The following is a 19,763-nucleotide window of genomic DNA, read 5'->3' on the forward strand; positions in this document are numbered from 1 at the left end:
ATAGGTGACCGACGGATCGTAAAAAGAAACCTGGATCTCCTCGTTCATACTCCCGGAATTGTCAAAAATGATCAGGATGTTCGGCTCAACCCCTTCACCGTTGTTCGTGTAAATGTCGATGTCCCCGGCAAGGACGGTTGAGGACAAGGCCATGAAAAAAGTCAAAAAAAGACATCCTGCAGCCCTTCTGGTTCTCCTCAGGCTCTGCACGGCTCTACCGGAGCGACTCTTTCCTCCAAAAAAGATCTCCATCAGTCTCCCTCTCCTTGCTCTCGCAACCTCAAAGAAAAAGCCGGCCTTCCGGAGGCCATCCGGAATTGCCGGCTTTTCCGTCCCGCACGGACTCTTCTCTCGACCACAGGGCAGATCTAACCTGCTGCCTCCCAGCGGAACAGAACGATACTCCCTCTTGATTCCGGCAGCCCAGCCGTCTCTGCCGCTGCAGCCTGCGTGCGGCGCGAGACCTGTCGGCTTTCCGTCCCACCCTCACGGATGGTTTGGCCTTATCGGAATACGATGAACCACCCTGTTGCTAATTCGGTGCCAGCCACACATGTAAAACAGAGTCACAGGCCGTCAAGAGGAGACAACAAAAACAGAAATCATTGCATAGGTCATTGAAATTTTTTCAAAGAGGAGAGAAGCTGTGCAGGCCCCTGGGGGTCATGGGGGAAGGCTCCGGCATTCGGCCCGCTCCAGTGCGGCATCCACCAGACCCGCCACATCCAACTCCTTTTCCACCCCTTGGAGTTCCTGGGGGGTGGATCGCGTCGAGGGCCATCTGGGCATGAGAAATCCGCAGCAGTCGTCATGAGGCTGGATCGAGATGGAGTAGGTCCGAATTCTCTGCGCCAGGTCGATAATCTCCCTCTTGTCAAGGCCGATCACGGGCCGAATCACCGGCATACCTACCGCGTGATCCACTGTAACCAGATTCGAGAGGGTCTGAGAGGAGACCTGACTCAGGCTCTCTCCCGTTACAATCGCCTTGGCCCCCTCCCCCTGAGCGATCCTCTCGGCCAACCGGAGCATGAATCGCCTGTACAGAATAATCCTGTAACGGGCAGGGGTCCTTGCGGCAACCTCTCTCTGGAGTTCGGCAAAGGGGACAAGATAGACCTTCGAGGTCTGACGGAAACGGCCGAGTTCCTTGACGAGGTCGATCACCTTTCGCTGGGAGGCCCTCCCGGTAAAAGGAAAGCTGTGAAAATGGACAAACACCACCTCGCACCCCCTCTTCATCATCTGGTAGATCGCCACCGGCGAATCGATCCCGCCGGAGATGAGGCCCACAACCCGCCCGCTGGCACCGACCGGCAGTCCGCCGGGTCCCTCGATCCTGTTGAAGAAAAGGAGCACCCGGTCGTGAAGCCATTCCACGGAGATTCGAAGGTCGGGGTTCTTCAGATCCACCGGCTTTCCCGTCTCGGCCTGGACAAAGGCGCCCAATTCCCGGTTTATTTCAGGGGAGGTAAGGTGAAAGGTCTTGTCGCCTCGCTTCGTGTCAATAGCAAAGGACCCGTAGCCCGTCTGAGGAAGATGCTCCCTCAAGATCTCCTTCACCCTCTCCAGGTCCGGGGGACCTTCAAAGGCTCTCGCAAAATAGGAAATCCCGAAGATCCGGCCGATCCTCTGGGCCACCGGGTCCCAGGGGAATTCATCTTCAACAGTGACCAGGAGCCTGCCGTAGAGTCTCTCCGTCTTGACCGGCACCAGTCCCCTGAGAGCCTGCCTGATATTCCTCATCAGTCTGTACTCAAAGCGAGGCCTGTTCTTCCCTTTAAGGCCGATTTCGTCGTAGTGAACCACTATGCTGTTACGTTCTTCTGCCATCCGCCACAACCGGGTCATCGAATTCCCGTCCATTATTGCCACATTTTTCGCTTCCTTGCAATCGACACCCGGCAATGCCGCTTCGGGACAAGGGTGTTCTCCAAAAGTCAGGAAACTCCACCCAAATCTATTGACATGGACCGGCAGGTGTGCTATTGACCAAGACCAAGAGGTCGACCGTGCTTGACGGTAGGCTGGGGCAGGAGATACGGGGGGAATCGAGTACAGGACATGGGAGGTGGTGGGAAAGCAGATCGGGCAGAGGCCCCTGAAAAATTCTCTCAATATGGGAGGGGGAAAATGAAAAGAACAGCGATTCTCGGTGTTGCTTTAGGTCTGATATTGTTAAGCGGGCTTGTGGCGGGTCCTATGGTTGCGACCGCCGGGGCAGGGGCGGTCGAACTGCGATACAGCACATTCTTTCCGCCTACACACATCCAGGCCAAACTGGCTAAGGCTTGGATCGAGGAGGTCGAGAGGCGGACAGGTGGGAAGGTGAAGATTACGTATTTCCCAGGTGGCACCCTGGGTAAAGGGCCGGAAATTTACAGCTATGTCTTGAAGGGTATCACCGACATAGGCTTCTGTCTTTTCGCTTACACCAGGGGACGCTTCCCGGTGATGGAGGCGGTCGATTTGCCTCTGGGCTATCCTAAGGGTTCCTGCGCCACCCAGGTGATAAACAGATTCTACAAGAAGTTCAAACCCAGGGAATTGAATGATGTCCACCTGCTCTATCTCCATGCCCACGGCCCGGGCCTCTTGCACACCAAGAGGCCTGTCCGCACCCTGGAAGATGTGAAGGGGATGAAGATCCGATCCACGGGGTTCAGCGCTAAGGTGGCCAAGGCACTGGGGGGGGTACCCGTCGCCATGGGCCAAGGCGGCGCCTATGAAGCCCTTCAAAAGGGTGTGGTAGAGGGAACCCTCAGCCCGATGGAGGTCTTGAAAGGATGGAAACAGGCAGAGGTCGTAAAGTCTACCACTGAATGCTTCAGCGTGGGTTACACCACCGGGTTCTACGTGGTAATGAACAAGAGGAAATGGGACGCCCTCCCGAGGTCGGTGCGGAAAGTAATGACAAAGGTCAGCAAGGAGTGGATTACAAAGCACGGAGAGGCCTGGGACAAGAGCGACGAAGCGGGTAGGGAATATACACTCAGCCTGGGCAACCAGATCATCTCCCTTTCACCTGAGGAGAGTGCCCGGTGGAAGGCCGCGGTCAGACCTGTCTTGGATGAATTCATAGAGGAGAAGGAGAGGAAGGGAATACCCGGCCGAGAGTACGTGCAGTTTCTGCAGAAAGCAATCACAAAGTGCAAGTAGCTCCGGCAAGACCTGTTCTCCGCCAGAGGGTTTTCCCGCGGGGAGCAGAAAGGGCCGGGCCCGCCACGAACCCAACCTGGAGGATTCCCCCGCACCTGCCCTAAAAGAACTCCAGGTGTTTTTTTCGACTGAGTCTCGAAAGATCGGAGGGGCATGAAACAGGATGGAAACGTCCCTCTTCGAAAAGTCCGTGGCATGGCTGTCCCGATTCCTCGACAGGACGGCGGGATGGTGCCTTGTCGGCATGATGCTCCTCACCGTTGCCGATGTGATTCTCCGGCTCTTTAGAAGGCCGATACTTGGAACCTACGAAATCGTCGGACTTCTCGGTGCCATAGTAATCGCCTTTGCCATGCCCCATACGACGTTCCAACGGGGACACGTGGCCGTACAGATTCTGGTCTCCCGACTCCCAGTATCTTCCCAGTTTGTCATAAACCTGATAACCCGCATTCTGAGCGTCATCCTGTTTGCCCTGGTTGCCTGGCAATGCTTCGCTTACGGCAACGAGCTGAAGGCCGCAGGTGAGGTCTCCATGACCCTGCGCCTCCCCTTCTATCCTGTCCTGTACGGAATCGCGGTGGCCTCCGTAACCGTCTGCCTGGTCATCATCAGCGGCATCTTCAAATCGATGGCCAAGGGAGTCCGTGAATGGTACATGGGTAGGGGAGCGGACCGGGGAGCAAGAGAGGAGTGACTGGATGAGCCCGACCCTTGTAGGCATCATAGGCCTGCTGGTTTTGGTCGTTCTTCTCTTCTCACAGATGCCTGTGGGCTTTGTCATGGCTCTGGTTGGGTTTGTCGGCTTCAGTCACATGGTCAGTCCAGAGGCGGGCCTCAGCCTCTTGGCAAAGGACGTCTTCGCCATTTTCGGTTCCTACAGCCTTACGGTAATTCCCCTCTTCGTGCTCATGGGGCAGATCGCCTTTCACGCCGGGATCAGCTCAAGACTCTACGACTCAGCCTACACCTTCATGGGCCATTGGCCGGGAGGATTGGCCATGGCTACGATCGGGGCCTGTGCCGGGTTCTCCGCCATCTGCGGCTCGACCAACGCCGCAGCGGCCACCATGGCGACCGTGGCCTTGCCAGAGATGAAAAGGTACGGTTATGACATGAAACTGGCGACAGGCACGGTAGCTGCGGGCGGGAGCCTGGGAATCCTGATTCCTCCCAGCGTCATCTTCATCATTTATGGGATCATGACAGAGCAGTCGATAGGGAAACTCTTTGCCTCGGGGATTCTTCCGGGTATCCTTTTGGCAAGCCTCTTTCTGGTGACCATATATGTCTGGACGCGCCTCAGCCCGGAACTCGGGCCGAGAGGACCTAGAACAACCACGAGAGAGAAGGTCCGCGCGCTTTCCGGGCTCGTGGAGATGCTCATCATCTTCAGCCTTGTCATGGGCGGGTTGTTCAAGGGATTCTTCACCCCGACAGAGGCCGGGGCGATCGGCGCCTTTTCCACCCTGTTTCTTGCAATCGCCCGCCGCCGGATGAAGTGGAGAGGTTTCATCCAGGCCCTCGTCGAGACCACCCGCATCTCCTGTATGGTTCTTGTAATTGTTACCGGTGCGACCGTCTTCGGCCATTTCCTTGCGATAACGCGGATACCTTTCGAACTGGCCGGTTGGGTAAAGGGCCTTCCCCTTCCCTCCTGGGGGATTATGGGAGTAATCATCCTGATCTATCTTGCAGGCGGCTGTTTCATGGACGCCCTTGCCCTGATCCTGCTGACCATTCCCATCTTCTTCCCCGTTGCGGTAGGACTCGGCTACGATCCCATATGGTTCGGTGTGATCATCGTGATGGTGACGGAGATGGGGGTAATCACCCCACCTGTGGGAGTCAATGTTTACGTTGTCAGTGGAGTGGCCAAGGACGTACCCCTGGACGTGATATTCAGAGGAATCCTGCCCCTCCTCTTTGCATTGATCGTCGCCGTGACCCTCATGGTCTTCTTTCCTCAGATCGCCCTCTTCCTGCCCGGCCTCATGCGCTAGGAAGGATAGCCGGGGCCGCTCGTGGGTCCAAGACGGCAACTGCCGGGCTGCGGCAATTCTTGGTCGAAAGGTGAGGAAACTCCAGGAGATTGGTTTGCTTTTTTCTGAACCGGGTTGATAGAATAGCTGATGGCTTTTTCTGAGACACGGGCCACAGGCCGATTCAATCTGGGAAAGGAGCCCCGGATGAGAAGGACCCTGCTTTTCGCCTCCGTCCTCTTCCTGCTTGTCATCACCGAATCCGCATCTGCCATGGGTCAGGGAAAATCCGTTCCCTCGAGGGAAGACAAGGTGACCTATGTCGAGGTCGTCGCGGATCACCCCCAACTGGAGGAGATGGTGGATGAGGAGGGTTTCAATGACCTGAGCGGCAGAGACCAATGGGAACTGATCAACCTTATCGACAGATACGCTTTTTTTCTCGATGAGGGGAGATACTACACGGGAGAGTCGCCGTCCCAGTCGATGATGTATCTGAGGAAGGCAAAGTCTCTGAAGAAGGAGATCATAACCAGATTCGGCCGCGTTCTGAAATAGTAGCCACCCGCCGAGCGTTGCCATCCCGGAAAGATCCAGAGTCGCCTATGAGGCCCCCATTACGAATTCTGACGACGCTGCTTGATATTCGTCCTGAGGAGAACAGCCCCTTCGGTTGGGCAGGGGGGTTGATGTTTCTCATTCTCTTCAGCGAGATGCTCTTTGCCAACTTCACCGACACCGCTTTTATCAAACGCTTTGGAGTCGAATACCTGCCCCATATGTTCGTCATCGATGCGGTACTCGTGTTTTTCGTCATGGACATGATCCGGGGGCTGGCGGGAAGATACACGGCCACGACCCTTCTCACCCGGATCTTCGTGATCTTTACCCTAATCGAGATCCTCTGCCGCATCTTGATCCTTTTCGATCTCAGGTATCTCTACCCTGTCATGTATATCCTGAGGCAGCAGTTCAACGGGGTGATGCTCGTCGTTTTTTGGAACATCTGCAACGACCTCTTCGACACCCGCCAGTCCAAGAGGCTCTTTCCGCTGATCACGGCCGCAGGGATTCTGGGACGCATCCTGGGGAGTTTCTCGACAGCCCCGTTGAGCCGGGTGACGGCACCCGATAATCTTCTCCTTGTTTCGGCGGGGCTGCTTGTCATGGGGGCTCTGGCGACTCGCCGGATCGGACGGCTTTTCCCTCCTCCAATTGCTCTTCCCGGAACCCGGGATTCGAAGGGAAAAGGCTGGTCTTCCCCAATTGCCGGATTCAGGGAGATGAGCGTTCTGGCCAAGGGTTCCCTCCTTTTCGTACTCCTCGCAGCCATCAGGATCCTACCCAACGTGGCGGGCCCTATGTTCGACTTCCAGTACAGCGTCATCCTCGACAAGAGCTTCGCCTCAGAGGGAGGCCTTATCCAGTTCTATGCTACAATCAGGGGGGTCCTGAGCATCATCGCCTTCGTTGTCCTCCTTTTTGTCGGAAAAGTCTACACGAGGGTGGGTATACCCAATGCCCTGCTGTTTCGCCCGGCCAACTACTTCCTCGTCTTCTCCCTGTTGCTCTTCAGGTCCGACATACTCGTGGGCATCTACGGGAGGATCAGCATCAGCGTGCTCACCACGACCATGCACAATCCTGCCAACCATATCATGATCAACCTCTTCCCGGACAAGGTCAGAGCGAAGATCCGCCCCATTCTCCAGGTGGCTGCACGGGCGGGGAGTCTCCTGGGATCCCTGATCCTGTTGGGACTCGAGACCTTCATCCAGGCGAGCTACTTCTCCATCTTCGGACTCTTCTTCGTGGCCCTCTGGATCCTTGTCACTCTCCGTCTAAAGAAGAATTATTCCACCTTCCTCCTCGAAACGGTCCTTGAGAAGCAGGTGGATTTGAGGGAACTGGAAGAGATCGATTTCACCGTTCTTGTCCAGGACAGTGAAACCCTCAACCGCCTCCTTAGAGGACTCGATGAAGAGAAGGGCGCTGCGGCCGCTCTTTGCGCCAGGATCCTGGCTGAGGCCCGATACCCTGCACTCGGGGAGGCCATCTTGTCGGCCCTCCCGGGTAAGGACCCGGCCGTCCAGATCGAGTTGCTCGACCTGTTGCGGCCAGAGGATCGTCCTGCCGTCGTGCCGGCCCTTGTGCAAATCGCAGAGACCGCTCCCCCCCGGCTCCGCCCCTATCTGGTCGGAACGGTGGGGAGACTCGCCCCGAAAGAGAACCTCGACTTCCTGAGAAGAATGGCCTCCACAGATCAAGAAACCGTCCAGGCTGAGGCGGTCGTGGGACTATTCCACGCCGGAATGGCGAAAGAGGCCTCCCCCCTGCTCATGAAATGGCTGGAAAGCCGCAACCCCGAGGACCTCCTCCTAGGCATAAGGACCGCCGCCAGAACCGGAGATAGGGGTCTGGACACCCACCTCTACGCCATCCTCGAAAGAGAAAAGGACTCTGCGGCCCAGGCGGAAGCCCTTGACGCCTTGGGTCTTTTGGATGTACCTGGAAGAGATCAGCGGATAATGCCATGGCTCCAAGATCCGAACCCGGCTGTCAGGCGGGCCGCCGTTTCGGCTCTGGCCCTCGAAAGCGAAAAGTCCCTGCAAGGAGCCATCCAGATGCTTGGAGATGAATCGACCGATGTCAGGGAAGCCGCCTTCCATCGAATAGTCCAGGTCGGAAAGGCGGCGGTCCCCTTTTTGCTGAGATCTCTCAACTCCCCCAAGAGAGATCTGAAAGACGGCATCCTCCGGCTCCTGGGAGAACTCGATGTGAAAGACGTGGAGCTCTCCGGGTTCATCACCGGGGAGATGCATTCGGTCTGCGAGAATCTCCGCTCCATCGAGCAGATCAGGGATCTCGAGGAGACACCCGCCCTCGGCCTGCTCGTCCGGCATCTGGAAGACGAGAACGACGATGCGTTCTTTACTATCTTCCGGATTCTGGAGGTTCAAGGGGGAGGCAACAAGATGCGCACCATCTACCGTGGAGTCAGAGCGGGGGGCAGGGAAAAGGCCAATGCCCTGGAGGCCTTAGAGGATGCCCTCCATCCTGGCCTTTCCCGGGTGTTGATCCCCCTCCTTGACGATCTCCCCATTCAGGAGAAGCTGAGGACCGCCCAAAAATACCTCGCCGTGGCCGCCGGTAAGCAGCCCGGGCTTTTGGCAGTCCTGACCGATCTTCTGGGCAGCGAAGATCCCGTGACCAGGATGTGTGCAGCCTACGTCATCGGAGAGAGAAAGATCGAAGACCTTGGGCAGAAACTCCAGGTTCTCCGGAGTGATCCCGAACCGACTGTACGGGAAACGGCGGAGCTGAGCCTCGAGAGATTCTCTCCCATGGATCACGACGAGAGGAGGAGTTCCATGCTTTCAACCATGGACAAAATGATTCATCTCAAGAAAATCTATATCTTTTCCGACCTTCAGGTCAAAGAACTGGCGGCGATCGGTTCGGTGGCAGTGGAGAAGGACTATCCGAAGGACGAAATCGTCGTCAAGGAGGGCGAACCTGGAGACACCATGTTTCTGATCATCTCAGGAAAGGTGTCCGTAATACGAAACCACGGCACAGATCACGAAACCCTCATCGCCACAATCGCCGAGGAGGACTATTTTGGCGAAATGGCCCTCTTCGAGGATAAACCCCGGTCAGCCACGGTCAAGACCGATACCGAGGCCAAGCTGCTGGTCCTGGGGAAGCTCGAATTCGAGGAAATCATGCGCGAGTTTCCTCAGATCTCGATAAACATCTGCCGCGTCTTCAGCCAGCGCATACGGGAGTTGCAGAAAAAATTCCTGAGTTGAACCACCGCAGGAGAGGCCCTTCTGCCAGGAGTGCCCCTCCCCTTCAAGTCCCGCGGATCTTGTATCCCGCCGCCATTGCCAGGGATCTGAACATGGCCGCCGCTCCTTCCCTCCTCATGCCGATCCTCCAGGCCGCCTTCCACTGTATCGTAAAAAGCTCCCAGAACTCCCTGCTCTTCCTCGCCGTGCTGGTTATGCTGGCCTGATGTTTCCTCCTGATCGTGAGCGGCTCGGGAATATTGGCCATCCGATGGTGTCTGGCGATTCTCACCCAGAGCTCGTAATCCTGCCAGATGAGCCCTTCGCCGTATAGACCTACCCCATCGAGTACGGCCTTCCGGATCATGACCGAGCTATGAATGAAGGGATTGTCGACCCTCATGTACCTCCGTATGGCCTCATCCTCCTCCGGGAGAGCCTGCAGTCTCCTCCTGCCGGTGGCGGCGTCGACCTTCACACACCAGGTCCCCACGAGTCCGACCTCGGGGTGGGCGTCGAGGAATGAGACTTCCCTTTCGAATCTTTCAGGCAGAGACACATCGTCTCCGTCCATCCTGGCGATGTACTGGCCCGTGGAGACCCGGATGCCTCGGTTGAGGGCCGCTGACTGCCCCTGGTTGCTCTGATAGAAGACCCTGATCCTGGGATCCCGATAGCCCTGGAGGATCAGAGGGGTATGATCAAGCGAACCATCATCGACGATGATGAACTCGAAATCCTCAAACGTTTGCCGGAGAATACTCTCCACCGCATCAACCAGATATTCCTCCTCGTTGTAGACGGACATGACCACACTGACCCGAGGCATGATTCATCCTTTCGGGAGGTGACAGGTATCGTTCAACAGGCGGAGAATCGACCGGCCTTTTTCGATATCAACCACACTTATCGCCCCCAAGTCCTGGTCGAAACATCGAAACTTCGAGGGTTCCATTCTGAGGGCATCCAGAATGACCATGAGGTTCACGAAGTAATGGCCCACAACGACCACTGTCCCCTGCCGATGGCGCCTCCGGATGCGCCCCAGGCACTCTCTGACCCTGAGGCCCAAGCTGACAAGCGACTCCCCCCCGTAATCCTCGCTCCCCCTTTCAGGGTGGAGCCATTCTCTCTGCAGGTCCGGGTAGAATCCCAAGGCCTCCTCCCTCGTCAAACCCTCGAGACTTCCCCGGCTGAGCTCCTGGAGGGCTGAACTGGGAACAAGGGGGCAGCACCGGCCGTGCATGATGGCCTCTCCTGTCTCCAGGGCCCTGCTCAGAGGACTCGAGTAGACCGCATGGATTCTCTCCACCCGCAGGGCTTCCGCAACGGCACAGGCCTGCCGCCGGCCCAATTCCGTGAGGGCCACGTCAGCCCTGCCCATGACGCGGCCCTCGCGGTTCCATTCCGATTCCCCGTGCCGGACCAGAATCAAACGCATAGGACATCCCATGCCCACCAGGTTTCCAAAAGCCAAAATCTACCCCTCCCTTTAGCCGGATGTCAACCGGCCCGCCGACCGCGAAGGGGTCACAGGCGGGTCGAGGTCGATCCTTGTCCGAGTTCCCCCTTGAAACGGGTTTCCCTCCTGGCATACTCTTAGGAAGAAGGAGGGACAAGAAGAGGAGTCCCCCTGTTCTGAGCGTCCTTTTGTTCGGGAGCCGGGCTGGAACGGGGATTGCCTGCCTGCCGGTCTCGACAGGGAAGCGACAAGAGACCTGCCTTTGAGAATCGGGGAATACCCCGACAAACAGACATCCTGGGGCAGTGCTTCGAAAATTGGGGAATCTCCTCTGGGAAGAACGATCTGCCGTGGCGATTTCCATCTATATGAAGAGAACCGGGGGTGAGTTCCAGACAGGCATGCTGGAGATCGCCAAATGGGTGGGCCTTCTCTGCCCCGCCCACCAGGTCGAGTTCCTGTATCATCCTTCGGAGAACCTCAACCCCGGAGACCTCAAGCACTGCAAGGCCGTGCCCCTCTCCCGCCCAGTCCGGGATCCGCTCCGGGACCTCTCGGCCGGTTCGGCCGCCAATGCCTCTCCATCCGTTCTCCTCTGGGGCCCTGAACCGCTGAGCGGTTTCTCGGCCCTCCCTGAAGACAGCAACGGATCCTCGAAGCCGTTTTCTACCCGTCTCGCGTTCTTTGCCGGATCCGGAAAAGGAGAGGCACCTCTCACCTTGATCCACGCAGACCCGAGGCCCACCGAGCCGACCATCGATCCGGTCCCACCCGATCCGACGGGTGGGATCTTCACGGGCTCCATCAAGGCGGACCACGATCCCCAACCCTCCATGTGGCCCATCCACTCGAGAGGAGCCGAAATCACGGCCAATTTCGTGAGAGGCATTCTGGAGGGCAGATCCCCCTCTCCGAGGGCGTTTCTCTATCCCGTCATCGCCATGGTCGAGCCTACCCGCCGGTGCAACCTGGCCTGTCCCATGTGCCCGGTAGGGAGCGGGCGGACCGGCAAGACAGAGGATATGCCCTTTGAGGGATTCCAAAAGGTCATCGACGAGTTGGCACCGTTTCTCATCCATCTGACTCTCCACAATTACGGTGAATCCTTTCTCCACAGGGAGATCTACTCCATGATCCGATACGCAAAAGACCGTGGCATACCGGATGTACATGTCTCCACGAACGGCCACTTCCTCGACCCCTCCCGGCTGGTCGACTCGGGTCTGGATCAGATCATGATCTCACTCGACGGGATCACCCAGGAGGTTTATGCGAGGTACCGCGTGAGAGGGAGACTCGATAGGGTGATCAAGAACATCCGGTCGCTCTCTCGGGAGAAGAAGAGAAGGCGGACCGGCAGGCCCCTGATGGAGCTCCAGTTCATCATAATGCGGCACAATCAGGACCAGATAGAGGGGTTCCGGAAACTGGCGGCGGAACTCGGAGCCGACCGGATACGACTCAAGACCTTCAACCTTCAGATGTCAGGTCCAGAGGGTCATGATCGGGGACTAGAATTCCTCCCCACCAGGAGGGAATATACCCGCTATGAGGACACCCACGGCCTGATCCTCAAGAAGACTCTGGAGGAAAACCGGTGCAAGTGGCCCTGGGAGAGGGTAGTCATAGACAGCGACGGCCGGGTTGTCCCATGCTGCAATGACTTCAAGGCCGCCTATTCGATGGGGAATGTCTTTCACCAGTCCTTTGAAGAGATCTGGTTTGGAAGAAAATACAACAGGTTCCGAAAAAACATCCTCCGAAGATGGCGCAGGATTCCCCTCTGCGCCTCCTGTCCTGTCCCGAGCAGGAAGGACCTCAGTTTCGAGATAGTGGAGCTCACCGAGAAGTGAACAAGAGACTTCAGAATGGCAGAATATGAAATACTCATCGTAAACCTCGAGGGATACGGCAAGGGAGGACTCGGAACACTCGCCTACGATCTCCATGATCTGCTCGTCTCGGAGGGCATTCCCTCTCTCCTTGTCGCTTCCGGCAACCCGCGGGGCCTGCCAAACGTATCCCTATTGGAAGAAAACCGCTACGATCTGGTCCCCCCGGTGGTCCGGAAGCTCTCTGCAAGACACCGCCTAGTAGTGGGAAGAAACGAGCTCGCCGCCCTCTCACCCTATCTCGATGATTTGGTCCTCATCACAGGGGGGACAGCCTATCTCCAGGAGTGGCTCAAAGCCCACCCCCGGAAGACCGCCCTCGATTTCCTCCGGTCGAGGGATCGGCCCGGATCCCTCGTTTCACCCCGGATCGCCCGGGAAAAACTGGCCCTGGACAGGGCAACCAGGATCCTCTCCGCTCCCGGTCTGAACAGCCGCATCCTGAGCAAGGCGTATCCCGCCTTTGCCCACAAGATCTTCGAGGTTCCACAGATCTTTCGCAGGCTTAGGCCGAAAAACCCCTGGGGCGCACGGACAATCGATCTTATTGCCGTGGCACAATGGAAAGACAGAGGTGTCGACCGTGATGTGAAGGGGTACGATCTTCTGGTGGGAATACTCGAGCTGCTTCGAGGGAGGAACCTCCGAGTCGTCGTGGTAGGCGAGGTCCCCTTTCACGTGCAAGGCGCCGTCCATACCGGATGGATCGACCACTCCGCCACACTCGAATTGATGGGCAAGGCCAAGGTCTTTGTCAGCCCTTCTCGGAACGAATGTTACAGCCAAGCTGTTGTGGAGGCCCTCCAGTTGGGCTGCAACGTAGTGCTGTCGAGGAACGTCGAGCCCCACGGTTTCTGCCACCCCCACCTCGTAGCCCGCTACGACCCGGAGAGTTTCTCCTCGAAGATCGAGAAAGCCCTTTTGAGGCGGTTCCCGAGCAGGCCGATGCCCTCACCCAAGGACTCGCTCGACCTCCTCATGTCGGTCATCGACACCCGGTGAGGCTGCCTCTGAACGCCTTTCAAAATAGCCGTCCAGGTCTTGGAGAATCTTCTTCGCGATCCTGTACTTGTCAAAACGACAGTTGAGGGGGACCGGCTTGAGCCGGAGCATCCGCTGGAGGATTTCTCGAAACTCCTCCAGGTTCAGATCCTCTTCATGGATGACGGAAATATTCGCTTTCTGGACCTTGTCCAGCCGGGTCTCCTGCTCCTGGTGACCGTGCTCTTCAGGAATCAGGATCGCCTTGGAATCGGTGAGGAGAACCTCACTCAAGGTGTTGTAGCCGGCCCTGGCGATGACCAGAGAGGAGACGTTGATAATATCCACAAGATTTGAAAGGAAATCGAAGAAATAGATGTGACTGTCGGAGAATCTCCTCACCATCTGCTCTTTCAGTGCCGGATCGAGGTAGGGGTCGATAACAAAAAACAGGCGGTACTGATTTTCCAGGCCGAGATCATAGAAGGCCTGAACCACGATTTCGGCGATTCTCAAGACCGAGCTTCTCCTGCCCAGAGAGACGAGGATGATCTCATGTCCCGATCCGTTGATACTCCGGTACGTCTCTTCTCTGGGTGCCAGTTCCTCGCGGGTCTTGACCGTGATCTTCCCCATGTACTGGATCTTTTTTCCCAGAGACTCGCGGTTTCCGAAGTAGGCCCGGTTGATATCGATAACCTCCCGATCCTCCATGACATATATGAAATCGTACAGGTCCCCCACGTAGATCGATTCAGACATCTGCCGGCGATCGTTGAAAGGAGCTTCGATGAGGCTCGGGTTTCTGAGAATCCCCCGGCTTATGTGAACCAGGGCGAAACCCTCACTCTGCGGAATCTGTCGCCACTTCTTCAGGAGAAGGGGGATGATCTCGCCCCGCTGGCCCAGCATGTTATGCTCCACAATGAGCACATCCGGCCGGAAGGTGTTGAATGTCTCCTCGATGATCTTCTGGCGCAAATCACTGATCTCTTCAACCGAGCAGTTCTTGAGGTAGCGGGGACCGAGGAAATAGGTATCGTTATCGATGTGAAATTTTATGGATGGAAGCTTGACTATCTCGATGCGGTTTTTCAGAAAAAGCTCGGGAACGCTCGTCCCGGAAACCACGAGAAAATCGATGTCGGGCCGGTGTTTTCTCATGGCCGTGATTACGGCGAGAGCCCGGAAGGCATGACCCAGGCCGATCGAATTGTGGGTGTAATAGAGAATCCTCTTAAAACTCTCCACCTGATACCTCGACCCCTTCCGCCCCTGCCGGAGATCCCTCCGGTTCGGATCTATCATAGCACGGTCAGGTCCCATGTCAAGAAGAATTACCGGAGAGACCGTTCGAGATCAGCCGGTACACCTCTTCCCACCCCTTCTTTTCTCTCGCCTCCGAGAAGTCACCGATTCTCCTGCGGGCCGCTCTTCCCATCTCCTTCGCCTCTGCCCGATGGTCCAGGAGATAACGAACCGCCTCCTCTATCTGAGCGGCGTCTCCGGGATCGACGAGGAGCCCGCTCTCCCGGTGGCGGATGATCTCGGGTATGGCCCCGGTTCTCGTGGCCACAATGGGCCTGGCCGCTGCCATGGCTTCCAGGAGAACGTTGGGGCAACCTTCGGAAAGCGAAGGAATCACGAAAACATCCATCTCCTTGAGGTAAGAACCCACGGAACCATGGGGCACAAAACCCGTAACATGGACACCCTCCGAACCGAACCTCGAGAGATACCGACTCTCAATCTCACGCTCGGCCTCCCTGAAATCCCCCACCAGAAGGAGAGAACAGGTTCGCTCCCTCCTGATCCTGCGGAAGGCTTTCAGAAGGTAAGGGAAACCCTTGGAGTGTTTGAAAAGCCCTGCCGTCCCGATCACAGGGCCTTCCAGCCCGGGAAGGGCAATGGAAGACACCCCTCCGTAGCCCGGGGGAATCGAATTGAATATGACTCGTGACTTGTGCATGACCGGAGTCAGGGCTTCGGCTTTAACAAGGAGATCATGAGCCACGGCGGTGACCATGTCGGCTTGGCGCAGTGCCGCCTCGAGAAATACGGCCTTTTCCGCCCCGAAGATGAACTGGTTGATGTCGTTTCCCCGGATGCTCAAGATGAATCTTCTCCTGTGGACCCGCGCCAGGAGGCCGGCCACATAGCCCGTGGGATAGATGAAGAACGAATGGAACACATGGAAGCCGTGGCGCCGGTGAAGCCCGTCAAGACAGTGGTACATGAGCCGGATAGCGAGGTTGTTCGGTGAATCCCACAGGCTGTCGCCGGGCAGATCCCTTTCCCTTCCGATGGAGAAACGATGGACTGCCACTCCCCCCTCAACGGTCGACTCGGCAATCTCATCGAGGAGTCCGGGCAGGCCCTCTTCCACATTGAGATGGGCAACATGAACCTCCCATCCCATCTCCGTCATGAATCCTGCCACCCGCTGGACCGCAAGGGCCAGTCCTCCCGAGAACACGGGCGGGTACTCCTGGGTGGTCATACAGACACGGAGGCGGGCTCCTCCCATCCCTTACTCTCCTCCTCCACCGGTCAGGCCGGCAGGATTCAGCACCACGGGTATCTCCGCCCTGAAAGGCTCGGCCCTCTCCACACCGGAGTTCCGGCCGAAGTAGCGGGAGACCGCCTCGACCTGCGGCAGAATAAACCCTTGCTGGGATCCGTGACACCGGAGGGCCTGCAGCTTCCTGTGATATACTCCTGTGATATCCAGGACGAACTCCGGGACGAAGCCGTAGGCCGAGGAAAAAGGATGGAAGTAGAGGATGTTGCGGCACTTCCAGGGAGGCAATTCGATATCCATCCGGGCACCTGACAGGAAGAAGGCCCTGCGGACGAGTTCATGGGCACCCCGATGGTCGGGGTGAGCATCGTCCGCCCAATGGGTTATCAAGAAGTCCGGCTTGATCTGACGAATCAATCCGACGAGCCGGAGAGACGCCTCCTCGTCCGCCGCAACGCCCCGTCCCGGCATGTCGAAGAAGTGGACATGGGCTGCCAGCACAGAGGCCGCGGCCTCGGCCTCTCTCCTTCGTGTCTCTCCATCGGCATACTTAGAGGTCTCGCCGTTTGAGAGATGGAGAATGTGCTTCGATATCCCTTCCATGGCCAGGAGACCCCCACAGCCGATCTCCACGTCATCCGGATGAGCGCCGACGGCAAGAATCTTCATCCGATTCCTCTCCAGGCCGGGCAGAACCATCGATCCGGCCCTGCCACTGGAACTCCGCTGTTCAGCCCTTTTCCGGGATATGAGATCTCCCGCTCACCATCTCGGAAAAGAGGACCACCTGCTCCCGTACCCACCGGAGAAGAGCCCTCGATTCAGGGGTATCGACGAGCCTATCCCGGGTCTTCGTCCCGCGGCATCGCCCGGCAAATTCCCCACGGGATAGGCGGCATCGCCCGAATATCGACTCCCCGTACGGAACATCCAGGTCGAGCTCTTCCATCCTATAGGATGCCACAACCTCTTCTCCCTCCATAAAGTCGATCCGGTTGAGACTCGCCATCTTTCCCCTTCTGACCAAGGGTCGATCCGCCACGAAGAGTGTCAGGGTGCCTGGAAACCTCGAATCCCCGGCAAGCCGGACCATCCCATCCATCTCTCGACCCGTACCAGGTAGCAGGGCAGGGATTCTTCGGACCCAGGGCTTCTCAAATCCACTCTTCCTGGGTATGGATCCGGCCCTGAGCCGCCTGATCACCACGGCTCCGTTGTGGATGACACAGACTCGGTGAGACCTTAGAGGATGCTGGGCTTGGGGATGATCTCTCAGTGCCGCACAGAGGCTCTCCACATCGATCCTCCCCTCTACACCTTTCGGTCCCACACCCCGGAAGGCCGAAAAACCCCGCTCGCCTGAAACAACGGCATCCTTCACGCCTGCAATCCCCGCCATCGAGTCCACACCGGCAAGAAGGAGAGCTTCCGCCGGATCGACACGCCGGTTCCGATACCCTTCGGCGTAACCGTAAGCATGCTCCTCGTTGAAACCGAAGACGTTGATCAGACCCCGGGCATAGCCGATCAGGTAGGAGGAGGCGAACATCTGACGCATATAGAATTTCCCGCCCATCCCGTATCCTCCGTAACGGCCTGAAACCCGCTCGCCTGATCGCCACCGCCCCCAGGGTTTGAATGCCGATTCAATGGATTCCATGGTCATCCCCACGAAATCAATACAGCCGAACACAGGGGGTCTGCCATCGGTTCCGTCCGTGAAATCGAGGAAAATAGTCTCCACTCCGGGGTTGAGACCCGCCTCCAAAACCGCGTCCGCGGCGTTTTTCACCCATTCGGCCAACCCCTGCTCGTGGGTGGCGAACTCCCTTCCGATCAGATCGAGAAACCCGTCATCAAAGACGTTCTTCTCTGGCACGATCTTCACAACCGTCATGCCCGCGTCTGCAAGCCTACCAAAGCTAGCCCTTTACCGCCCCGAGTAGAATGCCCTCGGTGAAATACTTCTGACCGCCCACATAGACGATCAGTATAGGAATCAGTGCAATGACCGAAGCTGCCATCAGAAGGGTCATATCCACGCTGTACTGGTCTTGGAAGAGCTTCAAAACGACCGAAAGAGGCATCATCTTAGGATTGTCCACGATGACAAGGGGCCAGACGAACATCCTCCAGGACCCCATGAAGGTGAAGATCACGAGGGTGATCATGGCCGGTTTTGAGAGGGGAAGAATAATCTTCCACCAAATCACCAGAGATCCACAGCCGTCTATACGAGCCGCATCTTCAAGATCCCTGGGTATCGACATGAAGAACTGCCTCAGCATGAAGGTCCCATAGGCGGTAAACAGGCCGGGAGCGATGAGAGAAAAATAGGAGTCTACACCCATGGGCGTCCCCACGAACCAGTCACCCAGATATAGGGGGGCCGTGAAGTAGCGGGTATGGAAGGTGGCATTGAGAAACTCGGGGAGTTTCCTGAAAATCGCAAACAGGGGAATCAGGGTCACCGTTTCCGGGATCATCATCGTTCCCAGATAAGCCAGAAACAGCTTGTCCCTGCCGGGGAAGTCGAGGCGGGCAAAGGCGAAGGCTGCCAAACTGCTCGTCAGAACCTTTCCAAAGGTGATGCAGAAGGCGATGATTATCGTGTTTATATAAGCCCTTCCCAGGTTCGCCACCCGCCATGCCTCCGGATAGTTCTGAACTCTGAGGTAGTACTTTCCCTTGCTGACCACGTCTTTGGATGGAACGGTCAGGAGACTCCCCACCGTCCCGTCCTTACGGATCTCCCGTATCCTGGCCACCTCCCCGTTGTCGCTCAGCAGCCTGATGCGCCGGAGGCCCTCGGCCGTCTTCAGGTAGTGGAAGACACGCCAGGGGATGATATGGGTCTCCCTTGTCATGACATCGTCCTTTTCCTTGAACGACGTTGAGACCATCCACACAAATGGTCCCACCATGGCCAAGGCGATGAGACAAAGGACAGCGTAGGATACAACCTTGCGGATGAAATCCCGGCGCCTCTTTCGTTTTCTGGAAAGCTCGGCTCTGCTAGCCATGGATATCCCCTGGATTCTCCCTTCGGCAGCGGGACCTAATACTGAACCTTTCTGCCCCCATAGCGCCAGTTGATCAGAGTAACCGCAAAAACCAAGAGGAAGAGGAACCACGACACCGCAGCAGCATATCCCATCCGCTGTTCTTCGAAAGCCTCAGCAAAGATGTAGTAACTTATAGTCGTGGTTGCCCCGGGAGGTGGTCCCCCTCCGGTCATGACGATCACCTGATCGAATCCGCCCTGGAACCCCTCTATCACGCTCATGACGAAGATGAAAAAACTCGTGGGCCCTAGCATGGGAATCGTTATATAGCGGAACTTTCCCCAGGCCCCGACCCCGTCGATGCTTGCCACCTCGTAAAGGCCGGGGTCGATGGCCTGGAGCCCTGCCAGATAGAGGATCATGCTCTTTCCCCCTGCTCCGGCCCAGAGCCCCATGATGATAAGGGCGGGCTTTGCCCAGAACCTGTCGCTCAGCCAGGCAGGACCCTTAAGACCGGTAAAGAAATGGATCAGCTGGTTGAAAAGGCCGAACTCCGGGTTGTAGATCCAGACCCAGAGAACGTAGAGCGCAACGCCCACACAGATGTGGGGCAGGAAGTAGATCGTCCTGAACACGACGATCCCCTTCAGTTTCTGATTCACCAGCATGGCCATCCCCAGGGAGAGAAACATCCCGATGGGGATCCCTATCATGAGAAAAACCGTGTTGTAGAAGTAGTACCAGAACTCGCGAGAGGTCAGGAGGTGGACGAAATTCCTCAACCCGATGAAATGCGCGGCCCGCATCATGTCCCACGAGTAAAAGGCCAGCACGAAGGAGGCAACCACCGGTAGGAATGTGAATGCAGCGAACCCCAGGAAATTCGGCATCAGAAAGGCGTATCCTTCCAGAGCTCGCCTCAATCTCTTGCTGCGATGGCTCCTCCGTTTCCCTGGGTTCAACTTCTCCT

17 protein-coding genes and 1 riboswitch are annotated in these 19,763 nt (G+C 57.2%); of the genes, 7 read left to right on the forward strand and 10 right to left on the reverse strand.

Annotated features, from left to right (window positions below; genetic code table 11):
- A partial coding sequence (locus tag JRJ26_13735) for a hypothetical protein (GenBank protein MBW2058549.1) occupies window positions 1–252 on the reverse strand: 252 nt, incomplete at its 3' end.
- 162 nt (window positions 253–414) lie between these two features.
- Window positions 415–512, reverse strand: a riboswitch (cyclic di-GMP riboswitch).
- Window positions 513–663: 151 nt separating this feature from the next.
- Window positions 664–1,833 (reverse strand): tRNA 4-thiouridine(8) synthase ThiI, encoded by a 1,170-nt coding sequence (thiI, locus tag JRJ26_13740; GenBank protein ID MBW2058550.1) that lies wholly within the window; start codon window positions 1,831–1,833, stop codon window positions 664–666.
- Window positions 1,834–2,133: 300 nt separating this feature from the next.
- On the opposite strand from thiI, the gene JRJ26_13745 reads away from it, so the two are divergent.
- The 5 genes from JRJ26_13745 (at window position 2,134) to JRJ26_13765 (ending at window position 8,953) form a co-directional block, all read left to right on the forward strand.
- Complete coding sequence (locus JRJ26_13745) at window positions 2,134–3,159, forward strand: TRAP transporter substrate-binding protein (protein MBW2058551.1); 1,026 nt, start codon at window positions 2,134–2,136, stop codon at window positions 3,157–3,159.
- A gap of 163 nt (window positions 3,160–3,322) precedes the next feature.
- Window positions 3,323–3,856, forward strand: a complete 534-nt coding sequence (locus JRJ26_13750; protein MBW2058552.1) for a TRAP transporter small permease — start codon at window positions 3,323–3,325, stop codon at window positions 3,854–3,856.
- A gap of 4 nt (window positions 3,857–3,860) precedes the next feature.
- Window positions 3,861–5,162, forward strand: a complete 1,302-nt coding sequence (locus JRJ26_13755; GenBank protein MBW2058553.1) for a TRAP transporter large permease — start codon at window positions 3,861–3,863, stop codon at window positions 5,160–5,162.
- 186 nt (window positions 5,163–5,348) lie between these two features.
- Window positions 5,349–5,699: a hypothetical protein gene (locus JRJ26_13760; protein ID MBW2058554.1), complete on the forward strand. Its 351-nt coding sequence runs from the start codon at window positions 5,349–5,351 to the stop codon at window positions 5,697–5,699.
- Between the two features lie 131 nt (window positions 5,700–5,830).
- A complete protein-coding gene (locus tag JRJ26_13765; GenBank protein ID MBW2058555.1) occupies window positions 5,831–8,953 on the forward strand; it encodes a cyclic nucleotide-binding domain-containing protein in 3,123 nt (1,040 codons plus the stop codon).
- A 43-nt stretch (window positions 8,954–8,996) separates the two neighbouring features.
- Here the strand turns inward: JRJ26_13765 and JRJ26_13770 are convergent, their stop codons facing one another.
- Both JRJ26_13770 and JRJ26_13775 read right to left on the reverse strand, forming a co-directional pair.
- Window positions 8,997–9,761 carry a glycosyltransferase gene (locus JRJ26_13770; protein MBW2058556.1) on the reverse strand — a complete coding sequence of 255 codons (765 nt, stop codon included), beginning with the start codon at window positions 9,759–9,761 and terminating at the stop codon, window positions 8,997–8,999.
- 3 nt (window positions 9,762–9,764) lie between these two features.
- The gene (locus tag JRJ26_13775) at window positions 9,765–10,409 is read right to left on the reverse strand and encodes a histidine phosphatase family protein (protein MBW2058557.1); all 645 of its coding nucleotides are present in this window, start codon (window positions 10,407–10,409) and stop codon (window positions 9,765–9,767) included.
- A 335-nt stretch (window positions 10,410–10,744) separates the two neighbouring features.
- Here JRJ26_13775 and JRJ26_13780 point away from each other — a divergent pair, with 335 nt between their 5' ends.
- Together JRJ26_13780 and JRJ26_13785 are read left to right on the forward strand one after the other, a co-directional pair.
- On the forward strand, window positions 10,745–12,247 hold the full coding sequence (locus tag JRJ26_13780; GenBank protein MBW2058558.1) for an SPASM domain-containing protein: 1,503 nt from the start codon (window positions 10,745–10,747) through the stop codon (window positions 12,245–12,247).
- Window positions 12,248–12,262: 15 nt separating this feature from the next.
- On the forward strand, window positions 12,263–13,288 hold the full coding sequence (locus JRJ26_13785) for a glycosyltransferase family 4 protein (GenBank protein MBW2058559.1): 1,026 nt from the start codon (window positions 12,263–12,265) through the stop codon (window positions 13,286–13,288).
- Here the strand turns inward: JRJ26_13785 and JRJ26_13790 are convergent.
- From JRJ26_13790 to JRJ26_13815, 6 genes are all read right to left on the reverse strand, one after another.
- Window positions 13,238–14,518, reverse strand: a complete 1,281-nt coding sequence (locus JRJ26_13790; GenBank protein MBW2058560.1) for a hypothetical protein — start codon at window positions 14,516–14,518, stop codon at window positions 13,238–13,240. The two genes, JRJ26_13785 and JRJ26_13790, sit on opposite strands and share 51 nt — an antisense overlap.
- A 76-nt stretch (window positions 14,519–14,594) precedes the next feature.
- Window positions 14,595–15,794 (reverse strand): glycosyltransferase, encoded by a 1,200-nt coding sequence (locus JRJ26_13795; protein MBW2058561.1) that lies wholly within the window; start codon window positions 15,792–15,794, stop codon window positions 14,595–14,597.
- A gap of 3 nt (window positions 15,795–15,797) precedes the next feature.
- On the reverse strand, window positions 15,798–16,457 hold the full coding sequence (locus tag JRJ26_13800; protein MBW2058562.1) for a PIG-L family deacetylase: 660 nt from the start codon (window positions 16,455–16,457) through the stop codon (window positions 15,798–15,800).
- 61 nt (window positions 16,458–16,518) lie between these two features.
- Entirely contained in the window at window positions 16,519–17,685 is a 1,167-nt protein-coding gene (locus JRJ26_13805; protein MBW2058563.1) for a hypothetical protein, read from the reverse strand.
- Between the two features lie 25 nt (window positions 17,686–17,710).
- Complete coding sequence (locus JRJ26_13810) at window positions 17,711–18,811, reverse strand: carbohydrate ABC transporter permease (GenBank protein MBW2058564.1); 1,101 nt, start codon at window positions 18,809–18,811, stop codon at window positions 17,711–17,713.
- A gap of 35 nt (window positions 18,812–18,846) precedes the next feature.
- Complete coding sequence (locus JRJ26_13815) at window positions 18,847–19,755, reverse strand: sugar ABC transporter permease (protein MBW2058565.1); 909 nt, start codon at window positions 19,753–19,755, stop codon at window positions 18,847–18,849.
- Window positions 19,756–19,763: the final 8 nt, after the last annotated feature.

It is taken from the genome of Deltaproteobacteria bacterium (assembly GCA_019308905.1).
Classification (GTDB): Bacteria; Desulfobacterota; BSN033; order WVXP01; family WVXP01; genus JAFDHF01.